The sequence below is a fragment of the Evansella clarkii genome, assembly GCF_002019695.1.
GTDB lineage: Bacteria > Bacillota > Bacilli > Bacillales > Salisediminibacteriaceae > Evansella > Evansella clarkii.
On sequence record NZ_KV917376.1, the window covers coordinates 687,707 to 712,304 of the forward strand.

The 24,598-nt window shown below is 38.6% G+C and carries 22 protein-coding genes and 1 pseudogene; 7 read left to right on the forward strand and 16 right to left on the reverse strand.

The window, feature by feature from the left end; genetic code table 11:
• Positions 1–39: 39 nt before the first annotated feature.
• Together BK582_RS03125 and BK582_RS03130 are read right to left on the reverse strand one after the other, a co-directional pair.
• A complete protein-coding gene (locus BK582_RS03125; protein WP_139368205.1) occupies positions 40–549 on the reverse strand; it encodes a GNAT family N-acetyltransferase in 510 nt (169 codons plus the stop codon).
• 347 nt (positions 550–896) lie between these two features.
• The gene (locus BK582_RS03130) at positions 897–1,517 is read right to left on the reverse strand and encodes a hypothetical protein (RefSeq protein ID WP_218190701.1); all 621 of its coding nucleotides are present in this window, start codon (positions 1,515–1,517) and stop codon (positions 897–899) included.
• Between the two features lie 474 nt (positions 1,518–1,991).
• Here BK582_RS03130 and BK582_RS03135 point away from each other — a divergent pair, with 474 nt between their 5' ends.
• Positions 1,992–2,285, forward strand: a complete 294-nt coding sequence (locus BK582_RS03135; RefSeq protein WP_078597768.1) for an RNA polymerase alpha subunit C-terminal domain-containing protein — start codon at positions 1,992–1,994, stop codon at positions 2,283–2,285.
• A gap of 122 nt (positions 2,286–2,407) precedes the next feature.
• On the opposite strand, the gene BK582_RS03140 is transcribed toward BK582_RS03135, so the two are convergent.
• The 7 genes and pseudogenes from BK582_RS03140 to BK582_RS03170 all read right to left on the reverse strand — a co-directional run bounded on the left by BK582_RS03140 (position 2,408) and on the right by BK582_RS03170 (position 9,868).
• Positions 2,408–3,607, reverse strand: coding sequence for a replicative DNA helicase (locus BK582_RS03140; protein ID WP_078592935.1), 1,200 nt, complete (start codon positions 3,605–3,607; stop codon positions 2,408–2,410).
• On the reverse strand, positions 3,585–3,866 hold the full coding sequence (locus BK582_RS03145; protein ID WP_078592936.1) for a replicative helicase loader/inhibitor: 282 nt from the start codon (positions 3,864–3,866) through the stop codon (positions 3,585–3,587). Before BK582_RS03145 ends, BK582_RS03140 begins: the two co-directional genes overlap by 23 nt.
• Positions 3,867–3,869: 3 nt before the next feature.
• A complete protein-coding gene (locus BK582_RS03150; RefSeq protein ID WP_244895330.1) occupies positions 3,870–4,808 on the reverse strand; it encodes a conserved phage C-terminal domain-containing protein in 939 nt (312 codons plus the stop codon).
• Positions 4,809–5,023: 215 nt separating this feature from the next.
• Positions 5,024–5,392: a type II toxin-antitoxin system RnlB family antitoxin gene (locus tag BK582_RS03155; RefSeq protein WP_078592937.1), complete on the reverse strand. Its 369-nt coding sequence runs from the start codon at positions 5,390–5,392 to the stop codon at positions 5,024–5,026.
• Between the two features lie 75 nt (positions 5,393–5,467).
• On the reverse strand, positions 5,468–6,565 hold the full coding sequence (locus tag BK582_RS03160; protein ID WP_169910810.1) for a type II toxin-antitoxin system RnlA family toxin: 1,098 nt from the start codon (positions 6,563–6,565) through the stop codon (positions 5,468–5,470).
• A gap of 1 nt (position 6,566) precedes the next feature.
• The gene (locus tag BK582_RS03165; protein WP_078592939.1) at positions 6,567–7,454 is read right to left on the reverse strand and encodes a ribonuclease H1 domain-containing protein; all 888 of its coding nucleotides are present in this window, start codon (positions 7,452–7,454) and stop codon (positions 6,567–6,569) included.
• 474 nt (positions 7,455–7,928) lie between these two features.
• A pseudogene (locus BK582_RS03170) lies at positions 7,929–9,868 on the reverse strand (DNA/RNA helicase domain-containing protein).
• 163 nt (positions 9,869–10,031) lie between these two features.
• Between BK582_RS03170 and BK582_RS03175 the strand changes: the two are divergent.
• Positions 10,032–10,577 carry a restriction endonuclease gene (locus tag BK582_RS03175; RefSeq protein WP_078592940.1) on the forward strand — a complete coding sequence of 182 codons (546 nt, stop codon included), beginning with the start codon at positions 10,032–10,034 and terminating at the stop codon, positions 10,575–10,577.
• A 30-nt stretch (positions 10,578–10,607) separates the two neighbouring features.
• Here the strand turns inward: BK582_RS03175 and BK582_RS03180 are convergent, their stop codons facing one another.
• From BK582_RS03180 to BK582_RS03200, 5 genes are all read right to left on the reverse strand, one after another.
• On the reverse strand, positions 10,608–12,740 hold the full coding sequence (locus BK582_RS03180) for a DEAD/DEAH box helicase (RefSeq protein WP_078592941.1): 2,133 nt from the start codon (positions 12,738–12,740) through the stop codon (positions 10,608–10,610).
• A 14-nt stretch (positions 12,741–12,754) separates the two neighbouring features.
• Positions 12,755–14,065 (reverse strand): ATP-binding protein, encoded by a 1,311-nt coding sequence (locus tag BK582_RS03185; RefSeq protein WP_078592942.1) that lies wholly within the window; start codon positions 14,063–14,065, stop codon positions 12,755–12,757.
• On the reverse strand, positions 14,055–16,016 hold the full coding sequence (locus BK582_RS03190; protein ID WP_078592943.1) for a TerB N-terminal domain-containing protein: 1,962 nt from the start codon (positions 16,014–16,016) through the stop codon (positions 14,055–14,057). Before BK582_RS03190 ends, BK582_RS03185 begins: the two co-directional genes overlap by 11 nt.
• A 346-nt stretch (positions 16,017–16,362) precedes the next feature.
• Positions 16,363–17,238 carry a hypothetical protein gene (locus tag BK582_RS03195; RefSeq protein ID WP_078592944.1) on the reverse strand — a complete coding sequence of 292 codons (876 nt, stop codon included), beginning with the start codon at positions 17,236–17,238 and terminating at the stop codon, positions 16,363–16,365.
• Between the two features lie 117 nt (positions 17,239–17,355).
• Positions 17,356–17,928 carry a DJ-1/PfpI family protein gene (locus BK582_RS03200; protein WP_078592945.1) on the reverse strand — a complete coding sequence of 191 codons (573 nt, stop codon included), beginning with the start codon at positions 17,926–17,928 and terminating at the stop codon, positions 17,356–17,358.
• Between the two features lie 385 nt (positions 17,929–18,313).
• Between BK582_RS03200 and BK582_RS03210 the strand changes: the two genes are divergently transcribed.
• From BK582_RS03210 to BK582_RS27780, 5 genes are all read left to right on the forward strand, one after another.
• Positions 18,314–18,856, forward strand: a complete 543-nt coding sequence (locus tag BK582_RS03210) for a sigma-70 family RNA polymerase sigma factor (RefSeq protein ID WP_078592947.1) — start codon at positions 18,314–18,316, stop codon at positions 18,854–18,856.
• Entirely contained in the window at positions 18,840–19,919 is a 1,080-nt protein-coding gene (locus BK582_RS03215) for a DUF4179 domain-containing protein (RefSeq protein ID WP_078592948.1), read from the forward strand. Before BK582_RS03210 ends, BK582_RS03215 begins: the two co-directional genes overlap by 17 nt.
• 313 nt (positions 19,920–20,232) lie before the next feature.
• Positions 20,233–20,814: a hypothetical protein gene (locus BK582_RS03220; RefSeq protein WP_078592949.1), complete on the forward strand. Its 582-nt coding sequence runs from the start codon at positions 20,233–20,235 to the stop codon at positions 20,812–20,814.
• 1,549 nt (positions 20,815–22,363) lie between these two features.
• Positions 22,364–22,774 (forward strand): STAS domain-containing protein, encoded by a 411-nt coding sequence (locus tag BK582_RS27775; RefSeq protein WP_244895331.1) that lies wholly within the window; start codon positions 22,364–22,366, stop codon positions 22,772–22,774.
• Complete coding sequence (locus BK582_RS27780) at positions 22,761–22,949, forward strand: STAS domain-containing protein (RefSeq protein WP_244895332.1); 189 nt, start codon at positions 22,761–22,763, stop codon at positions 22,947–22,949. Before BK582_RS27775 ends, BK582_RS27780 begins: the two co-directional genes overlap by 14 nt.
• A 61-nt stretch (positions 22,950–23,010) precedes the next feature.
• On the opposite strand, the gene BK582_RS03235 is transcribed toward BK582_RS27780, so the two are convergent.
• Complete coding sequence (locus tag BK582_RS03235; protein WP_169910816.1) at positions 23,011–23,412, reverse strand: DUF4181 domain-containing protein; 402 nt, start codon at positions 23,410–23,412, stop codon at positions 23,011–23,013.
• Positions 23,413–23,621: 209 nt separating this feature from the next.
• Positions 23,622–24,020, reverse strand: a complete 399-nt coding sequence (locus tag BK582_RS03240) for a DUF4181 domain-containing protein (RefSeq protein WP_139368306.1) — start codon at positions 24,018–24,020, stop codon at positions 23,622–23,624.
• Positions 24,021–24,598: the final 578 nt, after the last annotated feature.

Consider the following 24,598-nt stretch of genomic DNA (forward strand, 5'->3'; position numbering starts at 1 on the left):
TTATCAAAAGAAACCTAACCCTCATTTATTTCCTTCCACTCATTTTCTAATGCTCATTTCCCATAGACTCCAGTATTCATCACCAATCTTTCTTGAGTCTCTATGTAACCCTTCTTTTATAAATCCTGCGTTTTCATAACATGAAATTGCTGGAGCGTTAAAATCAAAAACACCGAGACTAACTCTATGTAATTTAAGTTCATCAAATACAATTTTGAGGATTTCTTTCATCAATCTCTCACCTATTCCTTTACCTCTTACATTTTCATCTCCAACTAACACCTTTCCTACTCTTGCTGACATGTTTTTTCTATCAATATTTCCTAATGATATATGTCCTATTACATCCCCTGTTTCATTATCTATTACACTGTAAATCATAACACGAGAATTATCAGTATTCGCACCTTTAAGATAATCCTCCAGCTGTTGTTCAGTTAACGGAAAACTAAAATTTGGACCTCCCCATTGGAGTAAAAAATTTGGAGTTTCAATCCAATTTATTAGTTGTTTAAAGTCTGAACGTTCAAAAAACCTCAACTTTACCATAATAAAGTTCTCCTTATCATATTTGAATGCAAATCTTATTCAACTCCTCGTTTCTTTAAGTACATTGCTTCACATAACCTTTATATTCTTTCATTTACTTTAACATAAATATCCAAAACCTTCCTTTTCACATTGGAATTCACATGGCAAACCATATTGAAATCACAAGAAGGAAATATTTATTTCCCCTTATGTGAATAGAAGTGTAAAATAGCCGGAAAAACTTCACTTATTTTACGTTTGCTTTTTATATTCCTCCTATAAAACTACTCAGATGTTATTACATCACCTGCTTTAATAAAATAAGAGACCCTTTAAAATCAAAGGATCTCTTTTTTGGCTGCTATTTAATTACTGTACGGATAATGTGAGCCGTGAAGGACAATTTTCAGGTCGCCATCATCACTTCTTGTAAATGCGAAACTGTATTCCACTTCCACAGGTTCTCCTCCATCAGCTGGTGTAAAATAATAGACGCCCATACTTACAGCCTTATTTCCTTCAATGATAACCCCTTCATTTTCCCACTGTACATCTGTCCAGGGCGCAATAGCAAAACCATTATCCTCGGGATACTCTTCATTTCCTCCTACGAAATAAGACAAAGCCCCTTCAAAGGTACCGCGGAAACGATCCTCTCTGGCTAAAGTTGGTTTGAAAAGAACCTCGCCTATGTCATAACCATAGAAACGTTCGATATGTTCGGAAGCAGCGGCTTCATAGTCGCCATCCTCGCTGTATACTTCACCGATATGAACAATGCCTTCTCCCCAGCTTTGCTGAAATTCCAGAACTTCCTCCTCTGTAATCTCAGCAGCTTCGTCTCCTTCTTCCACATTTTCCTCTTCTGTTGTTTCTTCTGCAGGATCATTTTCAGTTTCAGTTGCCGTATCCTCTTCTGCGCATGCTGTCAGGACTGCGACCGATAGAAACCCTGCAATACCAATCATTTTAAATCGTTTCATCATCTCACTGCCTTTTTATCCAATATTGTTACCTAACTATTAACTAAACTAGTTAAGCGAAGTGAAAACACGGACAATAATAGCAGTAATATGTTGCTAAAACAACAGCTCCCTTAGAAAAAAGTGGTTATATTTGATAGAATCATAAAGTTTGAAAAATGACTTAGATAAAAAGTTCTAAAGAGAACCGGAAATAAGCCAAAGCCAGGTTTTAAAATAGGACTAAAAAGCTTAAAGAACAAAAACAACTAAACCCTACCAGAAGCTGGAGATAAAGTATACAAGTTCCTATACTTTGAAAAATCTTAACCCCAACCGATCCTCAGACAAACAAGAGGATAGTGGATTATTTATGTTAAATTAGAATAAAGATATATACAGACAATGTTAAGGAATGTTTTACAAGTTCGGATCACACAAAATTTCTTCCACTGAATAACTAAGTGTAAAAATTAATGAGGAGAGATTATTATGAAAATGAAAGCAGAAAAAACTTTAAGAGTTTGTGAAAAAGGACATAAGTATTACAAAAGCACTGAATGTCCGAGCTGCCCTACTTGTGATAAAGAAATGAAACCTGAAAGCGGCTTCCTGTCGAAACTGAGTTCACCTGCAAGAAATGCCTTAGTTCACGAAGGGATTGATACTTTGCCAAAACTCTCAAAGTACACCGAAAAAGAAATTCTAAAAATCCATGGTATTGGACCTGCCTCCTTACCAACACTGAGAACCTCATTAGAAGAAGCGGGTTTATCTTTTAAAGAAAAATAATAATACGTTTCCTGTCAATTGTAAACATGGATGGATTGTTTAAGTCGTGTGCTTATAGTAACAGGACGCGATCGTAAAATTACAGGAAGAAGAAACCAACCTGCGGAAGAATGCGGGTTGGTTTACGCCACTATATCTGCATCCTGCTCCAGGCTTCCCGACTCCCGGAGATCCGACAGCCCCGGCCGCTTATCAAGGCGCGACTCCACACCCCGGGAAAGCTGGGACAGCGCAATGACCGGCACATTCAGATCCCGGGCCATCACCTTCAAAGCCCGGGAAATCTCCGCCACCTCCTCCTGCCTGTTCGACCGCTTCGTAATCGGCCGCAGAAGCTGCAAATAATCAATCACCACAAAGTGATCCAGCTCCGGATACCTGTCTATCAACCGCTTCGTGTTCGCGTAAATCTCCGAGACCTTCACCGACGACCGGTCGCAAATATATAGCTTCTCCTTCCCGATCGCCTCCACAGCCCCCGTATATCTCTCCCAGTCCCCCTTATCAAACAGCTTCACCGGATCCCTCAGCTTCTGGGAATTGATCCTCCCCCGTGCTGAAATCATCCGCTGCAAAAACTGTTCACTGCTCATTTCCAGAGAGTAAAGGTGGCCGTATGCCCCCTTACTCCCTGCCATCCCGGCAGAACCTCCTTCCACTAAACCACTCCCGTCCGACCCGGCTCCCATGTGCAAATGACCTGCCGCGACATTCAAAGCAAACGCCGTCTTCCCAACCGACGGCCTTGCCGCGACAATAATAAACTGCCCTTTCCCATGCCCGTTCGTGAGCCGGTCATAATCCCGGTACCCGGTGAGGAGCCCCAACGGCCTCTCCCCCTTCACTGCCTGCTCATACATGGCATCAAGTGTCCCCCGTAAATCAAACTCTTCAGCCGCAGCCTCCAGCCCACCAAACTGCTGGGCCTCCCTCAAGAAGACATCCACCCGGTCCTCCCCCGTGCTGATATCCACCTCATCCGGCGCCATCAGCATCTCTTCCGCAAGCCGCCTTACCTCCCCACGCTTCCACGCCTTCATGACCAGCTTTTCATACAGCTTGTACCCTTTTACCGACGGCACCCCTTCCATCATCTCGCTCAAATCCAGCTGCGCCATATGGGACGTGCCAAGCTTTTCATGCAATGTCGCCCGGTTGATCACCTCCCCGCGGCTGCCGATCTCAAGCATTGCCCGCAACAATCCCTGATGCATAATCGACATCTGCTCCGGCTGCACCCCCACCTGCTTCACAAGAGAGTTATCGAGAAGAATACACCCAAGCATCAGCTTCTCCGCTTCAAAATTCCCCTGGAACACCACTGGCCATCAGCTCCCACTCTTCAATTTCAGAAAGCGCATCCCGCCGGAACTCCGGGCGGGCCCGCTCTGCCAGGTCATGCACCGTAGGCGGAAATTTAGAGTGGACAACATATTTGTCCAGCCGCCTCATCACAGTAGAGTATTTCTGAGAGGCCAGCACCCGCTGCCACGCCTCCACCGTTGAACCGCTGAGAACAACCCTTCCGGGAAAAAAGGAGTTGATCTGCTCGAGCAACTTTGCTGTTTCCTGCTTATCCATCGTTCAGGCCAGCCCTGTGAGATAACGCTCAAACTCAGTGTCTCTGTTTTCACTGCCACGCTCGTTTAAATACGATTCGAATTTAGTCCCAAATAAAGTTTCCGGGCGGAGAAACTTATTCATTTCCGGATCTTCCAGCCAGTCGGCTGTTTTCGTATCGATGACTTTTCTAAAGTCTTCGACTTGATGTCCTTCTTTCCATCTTGCCTGTATAAGGCTCTGTGTTTTTTGCGTTTTCGCCTGAAAGTTTTTCCCTGTTTGTTCGTTCAGGTAATCGACGATCTCAGCTATATGTTCTTTTGTTATTTCTGTTGTAGTCTCTGGTATTGTAGTGGCATTCTGCACATTCGTAGTTTCGTTTTTACTTGTGGAGTTTTCCTCAGGGGTTGTGGTTTTTACAATTTCGTCTTCATGTGCAAACGGAATGTCGAGGCTTTCAGCCTCATCGAAATCGAATTCTTCAAGAATAATCAAGTGATCGTCATAATGTACCGGCGGTTCGATCTGAAGTTCTTCTCTCAGGAAGTTCAGATCGACTCTATACCCGTCAAGGAAGCAGCCGATTTCCAGGAGATCCTTCTGCAGCTTTCCAAGGTTCACCCGGTACTGCCTCGTATGGTCCCAGCTGTGGTGAGGATTTCTCCGTTCGGAAAGCCAGCCGCTGGCAACAAGTGTTTTCAGGTAGTGGCGCATTGTCTTCACAGCTACATTCAGCATCGTTTCCTCGGAAAGCTCCTCTGCCGTCTTAAAAATCCAGCCATTACACGGCTCCAGGTCCGAATCGTTCCGGCGCTTACGCTCCTCTTCAATAAAATAATCAAAATCCTTCGTAAACTGGGACCAGTACAGCATCTGGTTCAACACCAGCGCCAGACGGTAATCCCCCGTCAGCATAATGAACTCTTCCTTAATCACCGACCGCAGCATTTTCCTCGTTTCCATCACATAAACAACCCCTTTAACATTTTTTAGCCTTTCATAAGACATGTACATGTTTAAGGGTAAAAAGGAGGGGGTGGTAATTGGGGAAATAAAAAAAGACCCCGGCTGTCGGGGTCGAGAATTTGACACTCCCTTATTTAATAAGGGAGTATCAAGACAATGTGTGAAATTTGTGTAAAACCCAAAACTCTTTGTATAGGTAATTTTTAATTCATTTAAATAGTAATCCCATTTGCAATCATTTTTTTTTGGATACTTGTTAAAATTGTTTCATCAAGAATAAATGAATTCTTTTGAAAAAAATCAATTGTTAACGTTCTGTAAATACTATTTTTAGGTACTTCCAAGAATTGAAAGGAATTTATTTCAAAGACTTCACCGTTAAAATATGCTTCCATAAAGCGTTCAGAATTATCTCCAATTTGAGATAATAAGTCAAAAAGAGCATAGCCCTTTATTTTAGATTCTTTTAATGTAGATTCAATTAAATGAATATCTTCAAAAGGATCCTGATAAGAAGTAGTTATAAATAAACATTCATATTTGCTTTGATCATCTAGACGAAAAATTTTATAACTATCCATTATTCACTCTCCTCCATTCATTTATGAATTCTAAACTTCAATATAACATTTTATAAAAAAAGAATCTAGAATTTATTATTCCTTATAGTAGTTATCTATTATATCAAAAACATTCAGGATTATACCTCTGGCATCAGATATGTTGTCAATAACTTTAGTGCGGTCTATATTCAACGGACCTTCTAAGTTATTCCAATGGAAGAGTGAGTTCCGATTTTTATTTAAAAAATTGTAGCTATCTTGCACGCTTTCGCGTTGTTGATCTGTGAAGTATGCCTGATAAGCGCTTTGGAGAACATATTTCCCATTATGGGATTTACAAAACATACTAAATTTCCCTTCTTCTAGAGGAATGTTCTTTTCTTTCATTCTATACCTCAAATGTCCTTCTAGAACCCTTAATGAAGGGAATGTTAAAAACGTGTAATCAAACATATCTGCTTGGAGTCTTAAGTTATAAATGGACTGATAAAGGACTTTTTTCATCTTTTCATCAAGTTTACCATGTGAATTTGGCAAAAAGTTTTCAAGCGACTCTTTAATTTCATCTTTAGTAATTTTTTCTCCAACACTAAAATTTTGTTCCATAACTTTTGGCATTTCTTCTACTTCAAGTAAGGCCATTACCAATGTATATACTTCAGCAAATAATTTCAGCGGTTTTCCTTGAACCATTAGTTTTTGGGATTTATGAAAGTATGATACAACGACTGTTTCGTTGAAATCTCCATCCAAAAACCATTTTGTCCATCTTGCATTTTCATCCTTGTGATTAAGTTTTATTCCTTTTCCTTCTAATACTAGCTCTATAACAGTTGTTATATCATCAAAACTAATATCTTTAAACACAAAGTAAGGCTTCTCAAATTTAGATATATTCGAGTGGGTGCATATTGGTGACTCTTTTAAAAAGTCGGCCAATTCAATTTTAAATTCATCCCTTTTTCCGGGATTGGGATCGATAGTTGTAGTACCATCATTATTATAATGAAAATCAATTTTATTATCTTCTCCATTAATTACATAATCTATACGATATCTAATCCCACTTATATGTCTGATTTCTTTGAAATCACACTCTTCTTCTCTTCCTAGAATAAAATAACTAACTGCTTCATTAATTTTATCTCTTAAAATATTCAATCTACCATAAGTACTCTTTGTTTTACTCATTTTATTCCTCCATAAATGTGACCCTTGCATGAAAATTCTGTTTTTCAATTGTTATATAACTTATTAAACAGATTAACTTCCTTATATCAAAATCAATTTCTATACTATCTAGTTCTTTAATTTTATTGCCTTCATCTTTCCAAAAGTATTTAGCAATCTTATTAAGTACATTATCATTGAAGACGAAACTACCAACCTTTAATTGAATAGGTATATGATCTGTTTCTCCTACTATCATACGAAACATAGTCAAATCAACATTATGTTCCATATCAAACTGAATATTTACCCTTTTCTCAGGTTGATTTATAGCTTTCTTAGCTAATTCATCAACTAATTCATTATAATAATCTCCCGAATGCGCCTTAACTTTTGTAAAGAATATGTCGATTACTTTACTATATTCGTTCATCTTTTCTTTGTATGATTTAGTACTTCCCTTCTTGGCTTCCCAACTACCATCTACCCACTTTTGGATACCTTCATAATCATAATAAATGTTCAATCTTTCATAACCATTTTCTATAGCCCACTCAACAGCTGCTAGTGCTCCGGAAATCTCTGCAGAAACATTCCAAAGGTTTTCATCTTTTATATCAATTCTCTGTGAGATAGTATGTATTAATTTTTCATTCCAAATAAAAGCACACCCGTAACCAGCAATATTTTTATCCTTAGAAAAACTTCCATCCACAAATACAATCAAACTATTTTCCGTATTTTTTTTGTATATTTCATCTTTATTATCTATGTATGCTTTAGCGCTCTCTATATTAGTGAATGACTTATACTCAGCGCCACTGTAACCCCGAACTTGTAACTCACATTCATACCAGGAATTGAAAATACCTACTTTTTTACCTTTACGAACTGCATAATATTTACCCATTCAAGAACCCCCCTCCAAATAATTATGTTTTGTTACATATATTTCTAATTATATACTATTTGTATATATTTGGTATTATATTGTAGCTAAAAAATATTAGAGTTTTTTATGGAATTTGTAAACAGTCTATCACACAGTGGTGAATATTTTGTCATTTAGTGGTAATAGCTGTATCGATGGTGATACATTTTATTGGCTGTAATGATTTTAGGAAATTAAATACTATCGTTCTCTCTTTAATTCCGTCGAAATTTGCGTTGAATATTTAATAGAGAAAAACAGAGGACAATGATAATAAAAAACAAGAATCAAGATAATGACGGTATATTTTCCGATTCAGAAAAAAGGGAGGCAATTCACCTTTCACCAATATACAGTATATGGAATTTCATTACTAAGATTATGCATTTAATACCAGTTTAAATAATTGCTCCCCCCCCCCGGCATACTCGATAAATAGTCAGGTAGCTTATCTTAATACTCTCCTTTGTCCTCTGCCACTTCGGATAAAGGCCTAAAAAACTCATTCTCTTCATACTCATACTTCACTTTCTCCAGGCGTTCTCTAAAGTACTTTTCCAGCTCTTTATCAGTACAGTAAATAAAACAGCCCTTTTGTCCTCGGGTCATTAATGTGCGGTAAGTGTTCCGGATTATTTCGTCAGCCAGCTTTGCTGCTTTTTCCAGGTCTTCTTTTTGCATCTTCTTCAACCCGCGAAGTGAGTTATCTGTTTTAGCTCGTTTGGATGGATCGGTGATAACTTGTCCGTCCCTGTAAACCAGGTCATCTCCGATAATGACCCCGACATAATCGAACTCCAGTCCTTGGGAGGTATGGATACAGCCAATCTCGTTCACGGACTCTGGGTCAATCGCCCACGTAGCAGTGTTGTCCAAGTTCCAGCTCATTGCAAAGCCCGTGTCTTCAAGCACGATATCATAATGATATGGATCTGCTTTCCCTTCCTTTGCCCAGTTCCAGCAATAACCTGCTACAAGCCTGGCTTTATTGTTTTTCTCATTAAGCTTGGTGATTACTTCTCTTAATTCATTAGGGTCTGAATATACTCTGAAGTCATAGGTTGCTCCCATATGGTGTGTGTTCGCTGTTTCACGAATCTGCAGTACATCATCGACCCAAGCCAGGTAACCGTCTGACCCATTGCATCTGAACTGTGATTCCAGCTTCATTGTTGTCACGTTAGCCCCTTCTAACTCGGCAAAACGTTTAATCTCATCTATGCTTCCGGCATCCTTAAGTGTCACTCTTTGCCGTTCGTCTATAAAATAAATCGCCAGCTTGGAAGCGGCCATGATTTCCTTTGTCTGGTTCTCCCCCAGGTGTGAAAACATACCTGATTTTTCATTCAAACGATGGGCTTCATCCACAATGAGGCAATCGAACTCATCACGTGGAGCATCAATATACGAGCCGGATCCTTTAAACAGATTATCGATATGGCCTTTACGGAAATCCTGCTTTAATTTTGCGGCATAAATGTTCCTTGGTGCAGCGTTCTTAGTGACATACTGGCTTACGAGTCCGCGCTTAGTCATCTCAACCAGCAGATTAATTGCCAGGACAGACTTCCAGGTCCACCTTCGATCACTAAAACTTCCTTCGTCTTTGTTCTCAACGCTTGGTTTGCCAGCTGCAACGCCGTCTCATAGACAACTTTTTGATCATCAATCATGACAAATTCCCGGTTACCTTTCAGCATTTTGCTGAGAGCATCCTGCAGCGACTTGGAAGGACCGATTCTTCCTTTTTCTATCTCATAAAGATTTTTCTTCTGGTCTCCAGTATGGATATACCGCTTAATAAAATCACGGAGTTTCTGGGCATCCCCTTTTAAAAACACGGGTGCCTTCTCCACATAAAACTCATATATTGGATCTGTCAGAGGGTCATTTTCTTTTTGATGGATGTAATTATGTAAATACGCACATGGATAAAGCTGAAGATCCTCTTTTTGAGCATTTTCATTATAGTCCTCGATAAGAGCTGCATAAGACCAGGCCTGATAAGAAGGATGTGTAGTTTCAGCAAGACCGTGCCTGAATTGAGTTTTAACAATAGCTTCTTTCCCAACAATCTTTTCCACCTTGTCCCATTGCTTCAACTCAACAATTACTACAGATCCCCGCTGGTCTTTTTCATAGCCTGAAATAAGCATATCCACCCGCTTGGACGTATACGGGATTTTGAACTCTATCGCTACTCCAGCGTCCTCAGGAATTTCCTGATCCATCAAAACTCGGTACATATACTGCATCGAGTTGTCCCAGGAACGGACTTCACTCTCATTAATCCGGCCGACCTTTGTTTCATAATTATCCTGAATGTGCTGGACCAGCTTGTCCGCAAACACGTCTTTAAGAAATTCCGATTTCGTTGCTTCGTAGACGATCATATTGTTCACCACGTTTCCCTTAAATACTTTATATAAATTTGATAAAATGGTATATTTTTGTATTATTTTATCATATAAAAACCATAAAGATAGGATATTCTGGATTTATTTGATTATTAACCTGACACCATATGGGAACACTAAAAATTGAGGTGTTGAAAAAATGGAAAACCCATGGATATTTTTATCTGTATTTATATCCTTACTCATCGTTGCTATATATTCAACCTACCGCCAGCTAAAAAATACTAAAGAAGGCAGCCCTTATGCCATGCGCCCCCTAGAGGTTCAATTTTCAATTGATAAGGTCGATAAGATGAGCGGAAGACAATTCGAACATTTCCTGAAAACTTTATTTGAAGAAAAGGGTTATAAAGCGACTGTAACTAAAGATTCAGGTGATTATGGTGCTGACCTTATCCTTAAAAAAAGAGGAAAAAAGACTGTAGTACAAGCAAAGTGTTACAGTTCTTCTATTGGACTTTCAGCTGTACAACAAGTGGTTGCTGCGGTTAGTTTCTATAAGGCAGATGAGGCTTTAGTTATTACTAATAATTATTTCACAAAGCAAGCTAAAGCATTAGCAAACGCAAATAAAGTTACCTTAATAGATCGTACTAAGCTATGTAACATGATGGATGAAATCTATGCGGTTTCTACTCCAAGGTTTCTACGAAATTTCTTCTTACCGATTCGATCAGGTGATTGATATTAGGCCTAGTACTTTTATCATAATTTCTTAAAGATAAATAAATCTTATATTTTTATCTTTCAAAAATCCTGATGCCCCTTCCAGATCAATTTCGTGCGCCATGTGCATCTCTTTTACGAGTGGGCCTGGAAGATAGGGTGTATATTTAGATTCAAACCATTGAAAATCATTGGTTACTTTCAATATATCTTCTATCATCCAATTTCTTGAGTACAGATGCTGAAACAAGTCTTCAAATCTTGGAGTTGGAGCTATTTCAATTCTTCCAATCCCGTCTATCCCAGTCACATTTAAACCCGTAGCCTCCAACATCCAGTAAATTGTTTTTGCTATTACTGTTCCGGTAAAGGTTTCGAAAACTATCTTTTGATTTGATATCCAAATTGGCCTGTCACCAGCATTTAAGCCTTCAAAATGATATTTCCTTCTCATGTCATCTACTGCCTCTATTCCGGTCTCACCCATATAGTGGTGAGAGGTATTAGAACACAGAATCTCCATCATCTTCTCGCCTATACGATGGTGGATTTTTATATTACCACTCGTATAGCGTGGGGGATTACCATTAACAGCTATTGATACATAAATTTTGTTCCGTTTTGCATCTACTTCCTGAATGGTCCATAGTTTTCCTGCGAGAATGATATTATCACCAACGTTAATCATATCGCTTTTGTCTAGTGTTCCTATTTTTTTTGGACCATTCAATACAGTGTATTCTTCCTGAGACATGAACACGGCATAAAAGTCTTTACTACGCAGGATTTTCTCTCCTTCAAGACCCACGATGATTTCTCCAGTCCCGTATATCTCCTCAAGGATATCATTGTCGATCATATCAAGCACAAGGCCTCGCATCCACTCCTCTTTTAAGGAGTAAAATATCCCCATACCAGCTACTGTGTCAACAAGCTGGTCAATAGTTAAACCGTTTGCTTCTGTACATAGAGAAATTATTTGCTGAAAGGCTATATCATAAGGCTTGCCATATCCTTTCGCAGGCTCTATCCATCCTTCAAGGTTCAGTTCCATTACTGCCAATGACTGGAGCAGGCTGTCCTCATTAGTTGCATAAAGCTGCAGCATTTGATTGGCCCCTTTTTTTCTCCCTGAACGACCTAACCGCTGCTTTAAGGAGGAAACCGTAAAAGTACTATCGACCTGTATAACAATATCAACATCACCAATATCTATACCAAGCTCCAAGGAACTGGTTGCTATTACGCTTTTTGGTGTGTTAGACTCTGCCATGCTTTTTTCAACATATTCTCTTTCTGCTTTATCGATAGATGAATGGTGTGCAAAATAACATTCACCCATCTTTTCGCGCTCTGACAGACGGTTGAGATAATACGTTAATTCCTCTACTTCCCCACGGCTATTACAAAATATAATCGCTTTATGCGCTCTGGTAAGCTCTCTTATATCTCTAAATAATTCGATGGGCTTCTTCCTGTCTTCTCCGGTTTCGAAATACATTAGGGAATAGTGAAGCTTTTTGTCATACCCTCTTGACTGAACAATAACGACTTCTTCAGGGTTATTAAAATTGACCCACTCTTTCACTTTTCCGAAGTTATCTATTGTTGCTGACAAACCTATTATTCTTGGTCTTTTTGATGTGTATCCCCCTAAACGTGAGAGGAGAGAACGAAGATGTACACCTCTTTCACTATCAATAAAGGAATGAATTTCATCTATTACGATAAAATCCACGTTTTTAAAAATATGTTTCAGTTGTTCTGTTCTGTTTATAAACAAACTCTCAATAGACTCAGGTGTAATCTGTAAGATGCCTGCAGGTTGTTTTACAAACTTGCTTTTTTTAGATTGAGAGACGTCTCCATGCCATCTATGTATAGGAATATCGTTACTCTCACATAACTGTATTATTCGGTCAAACTGATTGTTAATTAATGCTTTTAGAGGAGAAATATAGATAACCTTCAGTTTTTCTCTCCCTTCGGACTCAATCAGAGACAGAATGGGCAGAAAAGCAGCTTCTGTTTTACCAGAAGCAGTGCCGGAAGAAATAATTATATCCTTTTCTGTTTCAATAACTAATGGAATAGTTTCGTCCTGCACTGGGGTGAAACTGTCCCATCTCATTTCCCAAATCTTTTTTTGAATATAAGGAGATAATAGGCAAAATGTACTCATCAGCGGTTCCTCCCTCAAGTACTCGAAAATCTGCTCATTACGTTAGGATATGCTTCTTCCTGTTCATTTGTATCCTCTCTGCCAAAAATCTCATTTTTATTAAATGCTGGATTCTGATATAAAATATTCAAGCTGTCTATAAAACGTTTTACTACATGTCCGACAGTCGTATGCTGTTCTGCGCCTGGAACCGAAAATTCTTTAATGATAAAGTTTTTTAACTCTTCATCCGTTATACTACTTTCGTATTTATAATGAACAGCATGTATTTCCCTTAACCTTTGCAATAGAACAAAAAGCTCTTCTTGTCTTAACGGAGAGAGTTTTATAACTGGCTGTGATAAGTCCCGAAACTCTTCTGTCTCATATCTGTTAACTTCAAGTCTTCGACGCAAAGCACCATAGCTGTATAAACCTCTTCTCTCATCTTCAAGAAACTCTGGAGTCCCTCCAAAAGTGATATATAAACCTTCAAAACTCCCCTGAAGACAGTCATTGAACATTGTAAGAATCGTTTCGTAGTTTTTCTCCCTAGCCTGGGGATGAGTAATTTTATACAGGTTAATTGCTTCATCAAAATTTACAACCAGTCCCGCGTAACCAACTTGTTTGACAAACTGAGATAAAACTTTAAGGTAATTGTAATAATTACTATCATCAATAATATCTCGTACTTGCAGATCTGCTTTTGCCTCCGTTCTTGTTCCATATTCTCCTCTCAACCAACGTAATGCTTTACGCTGAATATCCGTATCTTCTTCAGCAAAACCCCGGTAATATACACTCAGAATGCGGGCAAAGTCATACCCTCCAGAAAGCTCATCCATTTTAGTGACTTCTTCAGTTATTTCTTTTTCCACATCTTTAATAAACTCTTCATTTGAAAAGTCAACGGTTTCATACTTCTTTACTTCTATCACTTTTGTTTGTACTTGTGTAATCCATTTTTCGATAATTGCTGACAATGCCCCTCCTTCTGGAGCTGTATTAGTTGATAAGTTATTAACCAACTCTGTATAAAGGGTTACTGCCTTCCCATCACCATACAGCCTTTTTTCTGGAGAAAAATCTGCCTTAGTAACTACAAAATTACTTTGAATTGCTTTCTGTTTTATTAAACCTTGAATAAAACTTTTTCCACTGCCGAAGGCTCCAATAAAGAATTTAACAATGGATGCTCCTTCTGTTACATTTTCAAGATCTTTCAATATTTGTCTGGATTCATTTGCGCGCCCTACCATTATGTGCTGGATTCCCCGGCGAGGAACCACCCCGCCGGAAAGCGCATCTATAATTGCTGCTGAATCTCGCTTTTTAATTTTCATAAATTACACGCTCCTCCAACAAATTAAGCAGTGACTGAAATTCCTCATCAAACACAACATTGTCCCCTTCGGTATCAACAATATTTTCCTCCAGGTATTCCATAGCCTTTTCGTTCAATTCTGTCAGGAATACTCCGAGCATTAAACTCTGTTCTTTGGCGAATTTCTGGGCCTTTTCCTGTTCAATTGATCTACCAGAATTCTGGGTAAATAATAAGAGGAAGGCAGCTTCCTGGTTAGTCAATTGATTAACAAAGTCTCTAACCTCTTCCTCATTCTCAGAATCTTCATAGTGAATTTCTAATTTTGAATTACTTTTTAGGTCCGCTATATTTTCATCTGTAGATGGCTTTTCAGGCTTTGTGTCAGTTGCCACTTCTTTATCAGTACCTTCCTCAAATACTTCAACCAGCTCATTTGTTTCTCTTTTAAGGTTCTCGATTTTACTCTCGTCAAAAGTAAGATATGGAGATTTATCTCTATCTTCCTGAGGCGGCATTGGGATTTTACTGCCTTCAACTTTCTCTTCAGTAGTTTCTCGAGGACTTACATCTTTAAAACGTTCGTTTGTGATCTTCCTGGAGGTTTTCGTTGATTGACTTGTACCTATGTTATTTAGAAAACGTGCTTCCATCTTCTCTTTAATGCCTATTGGCAGAACCTCTTCATTTACTTTTATTCCTCTGTTTACGTTATTCATCTTCCTGGAGATATTTTCTGAAAGCCGTATCATCGCATTAACTTCCTGGACAAGTACTTCTGTTGGCTGAATCTTTGTAATATATTCATGTACCGCTTCTACTTCCCGGCCTATAACTGCACTTCTGAAAACATACCGGACATTTCTTTCTTCCCTGATCTCAAACCAGCGGTCAAGTAAGTTTTGATTGTTATCTTGATAAATTTCTTCCAGAAAACCCATACTCTCTTTAAAAACGTTATAAACTTTTGTTCTGTTCTCTGAGAAATATGCTGTTTCCCTCTGATTGCTGAAATACTCTTTCCAAGTATTCATGGTAACTTTATTTAACGCTATTCCTTCCTCTAATACATCATAAAGTTTAGGCACCCGCTCATTCGGAGAACCCCATTCTTTTGCAAGCTCTGGTTCATTTAATTCGTATAACATGTCAGCTGTCCAGGCTGGAAGATAATTTTTAAGCTTCGTGTGGCGGTCTACATATTTTTTATACAAGGTGTCCATCATACTTACATTAAAAGCTGCCTTTTTGTTAAAGGAATAATTTATTAATTCATAAACAAAAAGGATTATATAACTCATATCCACATCAATATAATTTTTATTCAGAACTTGTTGTCTCCAGTAAAAATACCATTTCAACTGTTTATCATTTAAGTCTTTGAAGGTCGTCCAGTAAGTTTGAAATGGGATTTCCCTGGCGCTATTCTGTGTCCGCCCTTTGTATTTATAGGAGTCTTTTATAAATTCTTGCCCTGAATGACTTACCGAGACACTATAACGTATACCCCCTGAACTGTATGTCTCCTCTTTATTATTAATTGCCTTTTTAACATCGTCTAAAATGTGTTTGGGCGTTTCTAAATGAGCATACTTATCTAGGATAAGGTCTTCTTCATTGTAAAAAGAGAAGATACTTTTCTTTTTCTTTTCCTCCTGATTAGGTTTTTCAGATTGGCTGTTTTCGTTAACAGTAGGTTGCTTTGGCAAATCTACTTCTTTCGTGGTTTTAGACGTCTCCACTCTTGGTACAGGAACATTGTCACCTGTCAATTGCTCATGCCATTTTCGAATGAAAATCATATCAATCCAACCAATTATCACCATTAATGGAATCAATGGATTAATAAAGATTGACACCCCAGCATAAATAGCCCCTCTCAAGTATTTACCATAATAAAATGCATGGGCTCCTAAAGCACCGAGAAAAAGAGCCAATAAATAGCCTACTTTTTTCTTCCTGTTAAACATCCGATCACCTCAAATATAGGTCTTATACCAATATTTTACCAACTATAACTGAATATTTCGACAAAAATACATGGAAAAAGAAAAAAAGAAGAAACCCTTAACAGCTTCCTTCATCCTCTGTTTTTTTATTATTGATTTTAAAGTGTCTCTGGACTCAATTTTTTAATTTCGTCATTCTGAACATCTAAACTCTTAATCCAGAGATCAACCAATTCAACTCCATTAATTAAATTCACATTTAAGCCTTGTGCATATGCGATAGCTTTTTGAGAATCGTTTTGCTAAACATTAGAAAAAAATAACCATTAGCTCATTCATTTCTCCCTCTTTAAAGCGTTTATCATACTTAAAATAACAACCTATCTTTATAAAACTTCTTTAATTCTTCCTTTTCTCCTTTACTTATTTCTATACATGCCAATACTTCTTCTAAACACTCTTCCCACGTAACCCAGGCAATCCTTTCAGCTAACTTTTCTAGAAACTCCTGCTTTTCTGGTTCTTTTACCCAATTATTAAACCGGGGAATATCCAGCGCCAAAGCTTCCGGCTCCTTCATATACTGCTCCATTTTAAAATAATAGAACCGTTCTCCTGGGTATTTTTTGTAGCGGGCCGGGGTTACAAGTACAAAATAAAAGTCTTCAACTTTATCTTTCTTTTTGGCTAAGCCGACATCTATACAGCGGGCTATTTGGTTACGGCTCGTGCAGTGGGTGGTGTCGCTCGATATATCTGAGGTGAATTTGCATTCAAAGAAGACTTCTCTCTTATCTGCCTCTAGTACAGCATCGAATGTAGTCGGTCCTTCGATTGCTTTATCCAGTTCACTAATATCTCGCGCGTATTTTACCGGGTGCTCACTAGCAGGTTTTATAAGTGATTCTTTTATTTCTTTGGAAGGTGAGACAGCTTGCTCGAGCATCACTTCATATTCCTTTTTTGAAGTACCCCAATCACTTCCAAACGCCTTATATAGCATGTTGTCCCATACTTGGTTTCCACCCTTATTTAGCGCAGCAAATGTAAGGAGAGTGAGGATGTTTTCATCTTTATGGATCTGCACTGCTTCTCGTACCTTTGATAAGTCCTTTGGCAGTTCTGTGTTGGCAGCATAAAAAGCTTTTTCCTTTTCCACCAGCTTCTCAATATAAAGCATTCTGCGATCCTTGTCTTTGGAATACAGCTTTCTGAGTTCTTCTCTATCAAATATAAGACTCATAAGATCACTCCCTTTGCTTTCCTAATATTCAATATAGAAATCAAAAAGTGCCTGCCCTCGTCTAATTGAACGAGCGACAAGCACCCCAAACACTCTTTATAAAATCAAACTACTACTCTATTTAACCCCCGCGGCCTTCTCCACTTTTAACAGCTTAAAGAATTCTCTCATGAATCCTGGGAGGTCTGGCCATGCGTGGCCGGATACGATGTTTCCGTCTACATGGAGCAATTCGTCAATGTAGGTTGCGCCGGCTGCTTCTACTTCTGGGCGGCAGGCGTGGTAGGCGGTCATTTCCCGGCCTTGTATGTGTTCGCGGACTGTAGTGAGTACAAGCTGGCCGTGACAGATAACTCCCATTGGCTTGTCTTCTTTTAAGAAATGGGCTGCTATCTCCTGCACTTTTTCGTTCATGCGGATGTATTCCGGCGCTCGTCCGCCTGGGATAATCAAGGCGTCGAAATCGGCAGGATCAATATCGTCCACGGAGGTGTGAGACTCAATTAAGTATGCCTGCTTTTCAGTGAATGTCTCCATTTCTAAGAAATCATGCACCACTGTCTGCAGCTTCTTTTTTGTTGGAGATGCAATTGTACAGTCGATGCCTTCCTCGATGCAGCGATAGTACGGATAGAATACTTCAAGTGCTTCAACAGCGTCCCCTGTTACGATTAAAACGTTTTTGCTCATGTTACCTCACCTTTCCTTTCAGTATTTTAGTAAATTACTATATTATCCCTTTGCCAGGCTTTCGCCAGCCGGGAATAATAAATACTGTGAAAGACTCCTTTGAGTAATGGTTCCATGATGGATGTATTCATTTCAGGTTTAAGAAAGTAACTAACACAATTTTTCTCAGTCCTGCATTTATTCCAGCTTCTGTTTAAATCCCCAATTGAGTATTCTATAAAATCTTCCATTTACCTTCATGATTTTAATGAAAATCTTGTTTTTCCCCAAGTCAAAACCTGTCTGCTATTCTATAAATAACCGAACAAAAAAATAATTTAGGAAAAGAGAAACCTTTTACATATCCGGATCACTCTAATTAGTGAGAGGAGGGAGTGAGGGCGCGATGAAACATGATATACAAACTGTGAAAAGGGCGATTAACGGAGACGCGGAAGCTTTTGAAGAGTTGCTTTTTAAAGAGGAGAAAATGCTGTATTACAAGGCTCTCTCTTATGTTGGCAAAAAAGAAGATGCACTGGATGCGATCCAGGAAACGGCATGCAATGCCTTTCTTGCGATAGGGAAATTACGAAATCCCGAGTATTTTTCCACCTGGCTGTTCCGGATCTTAATCCGGGAGTGCTACAGGCTGTTAAAAGAACGGGACCAGATGATGCCTTACGAGGAAAGTGAATTGCTGAAGCGATTAGACCGGAAGCAGGACGAAGAGACAGACTCCTTCCATTTGAGCGAGGCTTTATCAAGGCTGAATTCAACTTATCAAATTTGCCTCATCTTATTTTACTATCACGACCTGACTGTTAAAGACATTGCCGAGGTGACGGATAAGCCGGTAAGCACAGTGAAGACGAATTTACGCAGAGCGAGGAAAAAATTGAAAAGTGAGTTAGAAAGGAGTTATCAGTTAAATGAAAAAGTCACATGATTCTTTCGAGGAATTTCCGCAAGACGACGTTCGTTCAGCCATTCGTTCGGGAATCGTTCAGGCTAAAGAGCAGGCTGAACCGCCCCGTTACAGAGTAGCTAATTGGAAAAGAAAGATTACCTATGGTTTGTGCAGTGCGGCAGCTGTTTTTGGATTATTGGTTGGCTCCTCTTATTTTTCTCCAGCTTTGGCAAGCAGTCTGTCCCAAATTCCGATTATTGGTTCTGTGTTCGGGAATTCTGATCTGATCAGTTTGCAGCAGGCGCAAAAAAGCGGGTTAACGAGTGAAATTGGCGAAACACAGACAGTTGACGGAATATCCGTTACTCTTGATGAGATTTTATATGACCAGAATAATATCACAATTGGCCTTGTCATTGAATCTGATAAGGAGCTCGAAGACTTTTATTTTGGCGCAGGAATGGATTTTACGATTAATGGGAAAAACCCTTCTGGCTCCACTGGCAGTTACGGCGAAGAGAATCTGTCGGAAACAACCCGGACTGCCATACAGGAAATCAATGTTACCGAGGAGATGCCTGAAGAATTCGAGCTTGGATTGATGCTTCAGGGGCAAAAAGGAGAAACATGGTATTTCTCCACTCCGGTGGAACAAATCACCGATATTCATAAAATTTCTGTCCAGCACACTCAGACAGTTGATGGGCTGACCATTACGGTACCAGAGATGTCCATCAGCGAAACAGGTGTAAGTATCGCCTATGAGAGTGTTGAAGAAGAAACAGATTTTGACCTGAGCCGGGGAGGAAACATTGAATTCCACGTAGTGGACCAGAACGGAAATGAAATAACCGGCCGCTCCGGGGGAGCATCCGGGGAAAGAGTGAAGGACAAAATAGAGTTCAGGAGCAGCAAGCAGTTTGATCCCCTTGATTCCAGTGTAAGAGAGCTCACCATCACTCCTTATTTAGTCATTCCGTCCGGCGGAGGAGGAGTGGAAATTGACGAAAACGGCAAGGAAACAGAACTGGAATTTAAAGGTCATTTAATAAAACCGGTGGAGTTTGATTCTTTTAAAGTGAGGGTGCCTCAAATAGATTGATTGTTAGAAATCGCGGATATTAATTCTGTTCTGTTCAGTTATTAACCTGCACACCAAAAAGAAGAATATCTTACTGGGAATAAGAAAATCCTGCTTAATTAATTTAAATCCCATTTTATGGACATTTACAATCATATTTATCAGCAAATCAAGTTTTCAATTTTTTTCCTTTTACGATAGTCTAAGGTTACGGAATAAAATTATTTGGCAGCTAAGTTTTTTACTAGTATAAAACTTAGCTGTTTTTTTGTGTGTAAACACTAATGAGTGGATCTCTCTTTAGGAGAATACTACTGAAGAAAGGAGTTAAGCCGTGAAAAAGGAAAATGTAATAATACTTATAAGTTTTTTATTGATTATCAGCTTAGTTTTTAATTACCAATATTTGAAGACACACCAGGATGAAAAAAGACAATTTGATATTTTTAGTAACATATTTGTCCAGCAATTACATCAAACGATTCTTCATACTCAGACACTCGTTAATGATGATGCAGTTGATGAAGTGTTCGTTAATCGTCTCATGAACTTAAAATCAGATCTTGATACCCTTGAGGTACTTGTGGATGCTTCTACTTATATTAAAGACTTTTCGGGAGGTTTATCTAATTTTTCAAGGATTTCCCACTTACTCACCAATGGGCATAGTGACTATGGTATAAGGCCGTTTCACGAAGAACATCAACTGACTCCTCCGGAAGAAAAATTTCTGCGTGAACTTCTGGAGATAATGGAAGAAACCCATGCCCAATTAACCGTACCTGAAAATCCATATAGGTTTAATTCCGAGCTTAATCATTATCACTTCAACAATATATTATCTGAAAATATTTTTGGTTACTCAGCTTATAACAGATTTAACTCCATCATCGAAAGTTACGCATCAGAAGATTAATAATATATCCCAAGTCACCAGAGTTCAGGAGCAGCAAGCAGTTTGATCCCCTTGATTCCAGTGTAAGAGAGCTCACTATCACTCCTTATTTAGTCATTCCGTCCGGCGGTGGAGGAGTGGAAATTGACGAAAACGGCAAGGAAACAGAGCTGGATTCTAAAGGGCATTTAATAAAACCGGTGGAGTTTGATTCGTTTAAAGTGAGGGTCCCCCGATAAGTTTATATAGCGCTCAGGCTGTTGAGTAAGTCTTCTCAACAGCCTAATGCGTGGGTAACATCATGTGTTACTCTACGCCACCCTTTCTGGAGTATCTGTAAGTAGTGTCTGCCTGATTGTAGGTCTTATCACGTACGAGTTGAGAAAGAGCAAAAGTCAGAAAAAAGAAGGTGCGAACTTAACTAAACATTCTATCTAGTTGAATTAGTATAAAAGTAAATGGCCAGACCACTAAAGATATTTTAACTATAATTAAAATTAGATTTTCTGTTTGCGATAACTTATTTGAAGCGCTTTTCTTCTTGTTATTAAGAATTTTATATAGATAAACTGAAGATCCAAATAGACCTAAAAATGCGAGCGCTTGAAGAAAGTTTAAAACTGTGATAATCATTTTCTCCCTACCTCTCATTCATTTAAAAAACAGAAGAATTATTTTTTATTGATAATTTATCGGCACACCAACCACTCTTTTAATATAGGGTTCACTATTCGTAGAGTCAAACAATCTAATAGGAATTTCTCGATTATAAGACAATGATAACTACAGGGAGAATAGAGGTCATCCAGCTTAAACTGTTGCCCAATTCCTTGATCTATCGCGTCTCCAATTTCATTTAAAGCTCCCTGCCCAATATTAGCAGCATCTTCCAAGCACCGCTGGAGAGTGCTAGATTGTATTAAAAATTCACCTTCTTCCAGACTAATTTCTTCGTTTCATTTAGCATATGTGCCAAGGAATAATTTTCTTCCTTTTCAGCAGTTGTATAGTCTGAATACCGATAATTACGGGCAGCCTTTACCCAGTTCCCCCATTACTACAGATAAATTTATTATCTCCCCTTATTACTGTTAAGTTATCATTTCCCGTTCAGTAACTCTGCTCATTACTTTAATAAAAAATACGTGGCCAAGGCTGAAATCTTGAGCAAATACGCTCCTTAGCGGCTCAAGTATTGTGGTATAATCAATTCTGATAATCCTTAGAATGATTGCTGCTCCTCTTTGTTTATTCAATATTTTTTGTATAGCAAGATTAAACTTGATAATTGTGGAGGACATTATGGAAAATGAGTTGCAGTATTTAGGAGAAATGATTTTAAAAAAGAAACACGATATTGCTAAGGTAGTACACGAAGACAGAATGTCCGGGGTTCCATTGACTCAAACCGAGAATGAGGACTTCAGGAAGATAGAGCCGCTAATATTGAAAAGTTCGTGCAGAACTTATTGCTTTATTTGGGCAAGCATTAATCGACTACAAGGATAGAGAAAAGGCTGTTGAAAGTGTAAGAAGCTGGGCTGCAGAAAATGGGGAATACTTTTTCAATATGGGTACTTCCCTAAATGAAGCTTTAAAAGATACAAGCTTTTACAGAGAATACATATGGAAATCAATTAAAGAAGAGGCAACAAAAGAGAATATGTCAGCCGACACGGTGTTTGAAGTGATAGCCATTATTGATCCGCTCTTAGATAAAGCTGTATATCATTTTAGCCTTACGTATGTGGAAGCATTTCAGAAGTCTCTCGAAAATACACGTGCTGCTATTCTGGAGTTATCGGTGCCTGTTGTTCCACTACAGCCAGGCGTTGGTGTATTGCCATTAATAGGGAACATTGATGCAGAAAGAGCGAACCTGTTACTGGAAGAAACACTAAGACAGGCAGAGAAGCTAAGGCTGACACACCTTATTATCTATTTCAGGAGTATTAACTGTAGATACAATGGTAGCAAATGAACTGTTGAAGGTTATAAGCACATTATCTTTAATCGGTGTTGAAGCAATTATTACTGGTATCCGTCCGGAAGTAGCTCAAACGATAGTAGCCCTGGGATTCAATTTGAAGGAGTTAACAGTTAAAGGAAATCTCCACCAGGCTTTAAATGAAATAAATTTACTAAATACTAACTAATCATCCGAAACAAAAACCATCATTTATTTTGATGGTTTTTGTTTGTGTGCCAGGCAGGTAATTACAGCAATCCCCAAAAGTCAGTCATAATCATAGAAATTATTACGGCGAACCCGAACCCCAATTCGCTTAATGTGACTATATAGGCTCTTTTGTTTTCAGCATACTTCCATTCCATGAAAGCTTTTAATCCTTCTGTTGCAACCATAAAAACTATAAATAGGTAAAACGGGTGCAGCCAGGTGTACCAACCAGGTTCACTATCTGACACTATAGCTCTTCCCGAGAGAATAATGAACAGTAAAAGAACCAATGGAACAAATATAATCCGAATCGTCCAGTCGATTTTCTCATGCTTCTTATTCACATGGTCATATGAAAAAAATCCCCGCTTTTTCTCCACCTTCAGCCATCTTCTCATCAGCGCGCCAAAGGAATTCAAAATAATTACAAGTATAGCCATTAGAAAAATAAACCTAAACCAAAAATCCAGCCCCGGTCCTCCCATGTTCCCACCCTCTCCTTTTACCATATTATTCCTGTATTAAGAATTCACCACGGATATGGAAGAATCCTCCTTCACTGGTACAAACGAAAGTATAGGGAAGATTCCCTTAAGCCTCACGACAGAGTCCTCACAGGGATACTATTATCCTAATGAGGGCTCTGTTATCAGAACAATCCCCAGAAATCGGTCATAAACATAGAAACTATTAAAATTATTCCGAATCCCAATTCACTTAATGTGACTATATAAGCTCTTTTGTTTTCAGCATATTTCCATTCCATGAAGGCCCTTAGACATTCCGTTACAATAATTAACCCAAACAATAAATAGGACGGGTGAAACCACATGTACCATCCGGTTTCACCATCTTCTACCTGGCCTCTTCCAGAGAGTATGAGCAGGAAAAAAATCAAAACAACAAATATAATCCGGATTGTCCAGTCGATTTTTCCATGTTTTTTATTCACATGGTATTGCGAAAAAAATCCCTGCCTCTTCTCCACTTTCAGCCAGTTTCTCATCAGTGCGCTAAAGGAATATATTAGTATTACAATAATAGCCATTAAAAAAATTAACTTAAACCAAAAATCCAGCCCTACTTCATACACTATGTTTCCGCTCCCTTCTCCCGTTTCCAAATTATGCCTATATATATATAATTCACCAAGGTTACGAAAAATCCTGTTTCACTGGCAGGGTTTGATTTTTCTCCAATAGATTACTTGGTTTATCCAATATAATCAGTTTTTGCTATCCACATTAATCACAGCCGATTCTCCATGTGTGTGAACCGCCTGTATAACGGCGGCTATTTTTACTATCATAAAATATAATCTTCTTTCAGAATAAGAGAATCTAAAACCCAAAAAAACAGCTGCGTTGTATATTGCCATTTTTAATAATTCTAAAAGGAATGATACATCTAATACCGTAGAACTGGAAAAAAGCACAATGGAAACAATGATGGAGCCAAGGTAAGCAATAATAATATATATACACAGATACTTGACAGAGAACTGTTTTGGCTATCTCCGCAGCGCAATTTGCGTCGGCAAAGCAAAAACAAAAAATAGGATAAAATAAATAGTGGTTACCACTATTAACCCTATGAAGTGAAAGTGGGGGAACCAGAAAATAAAGT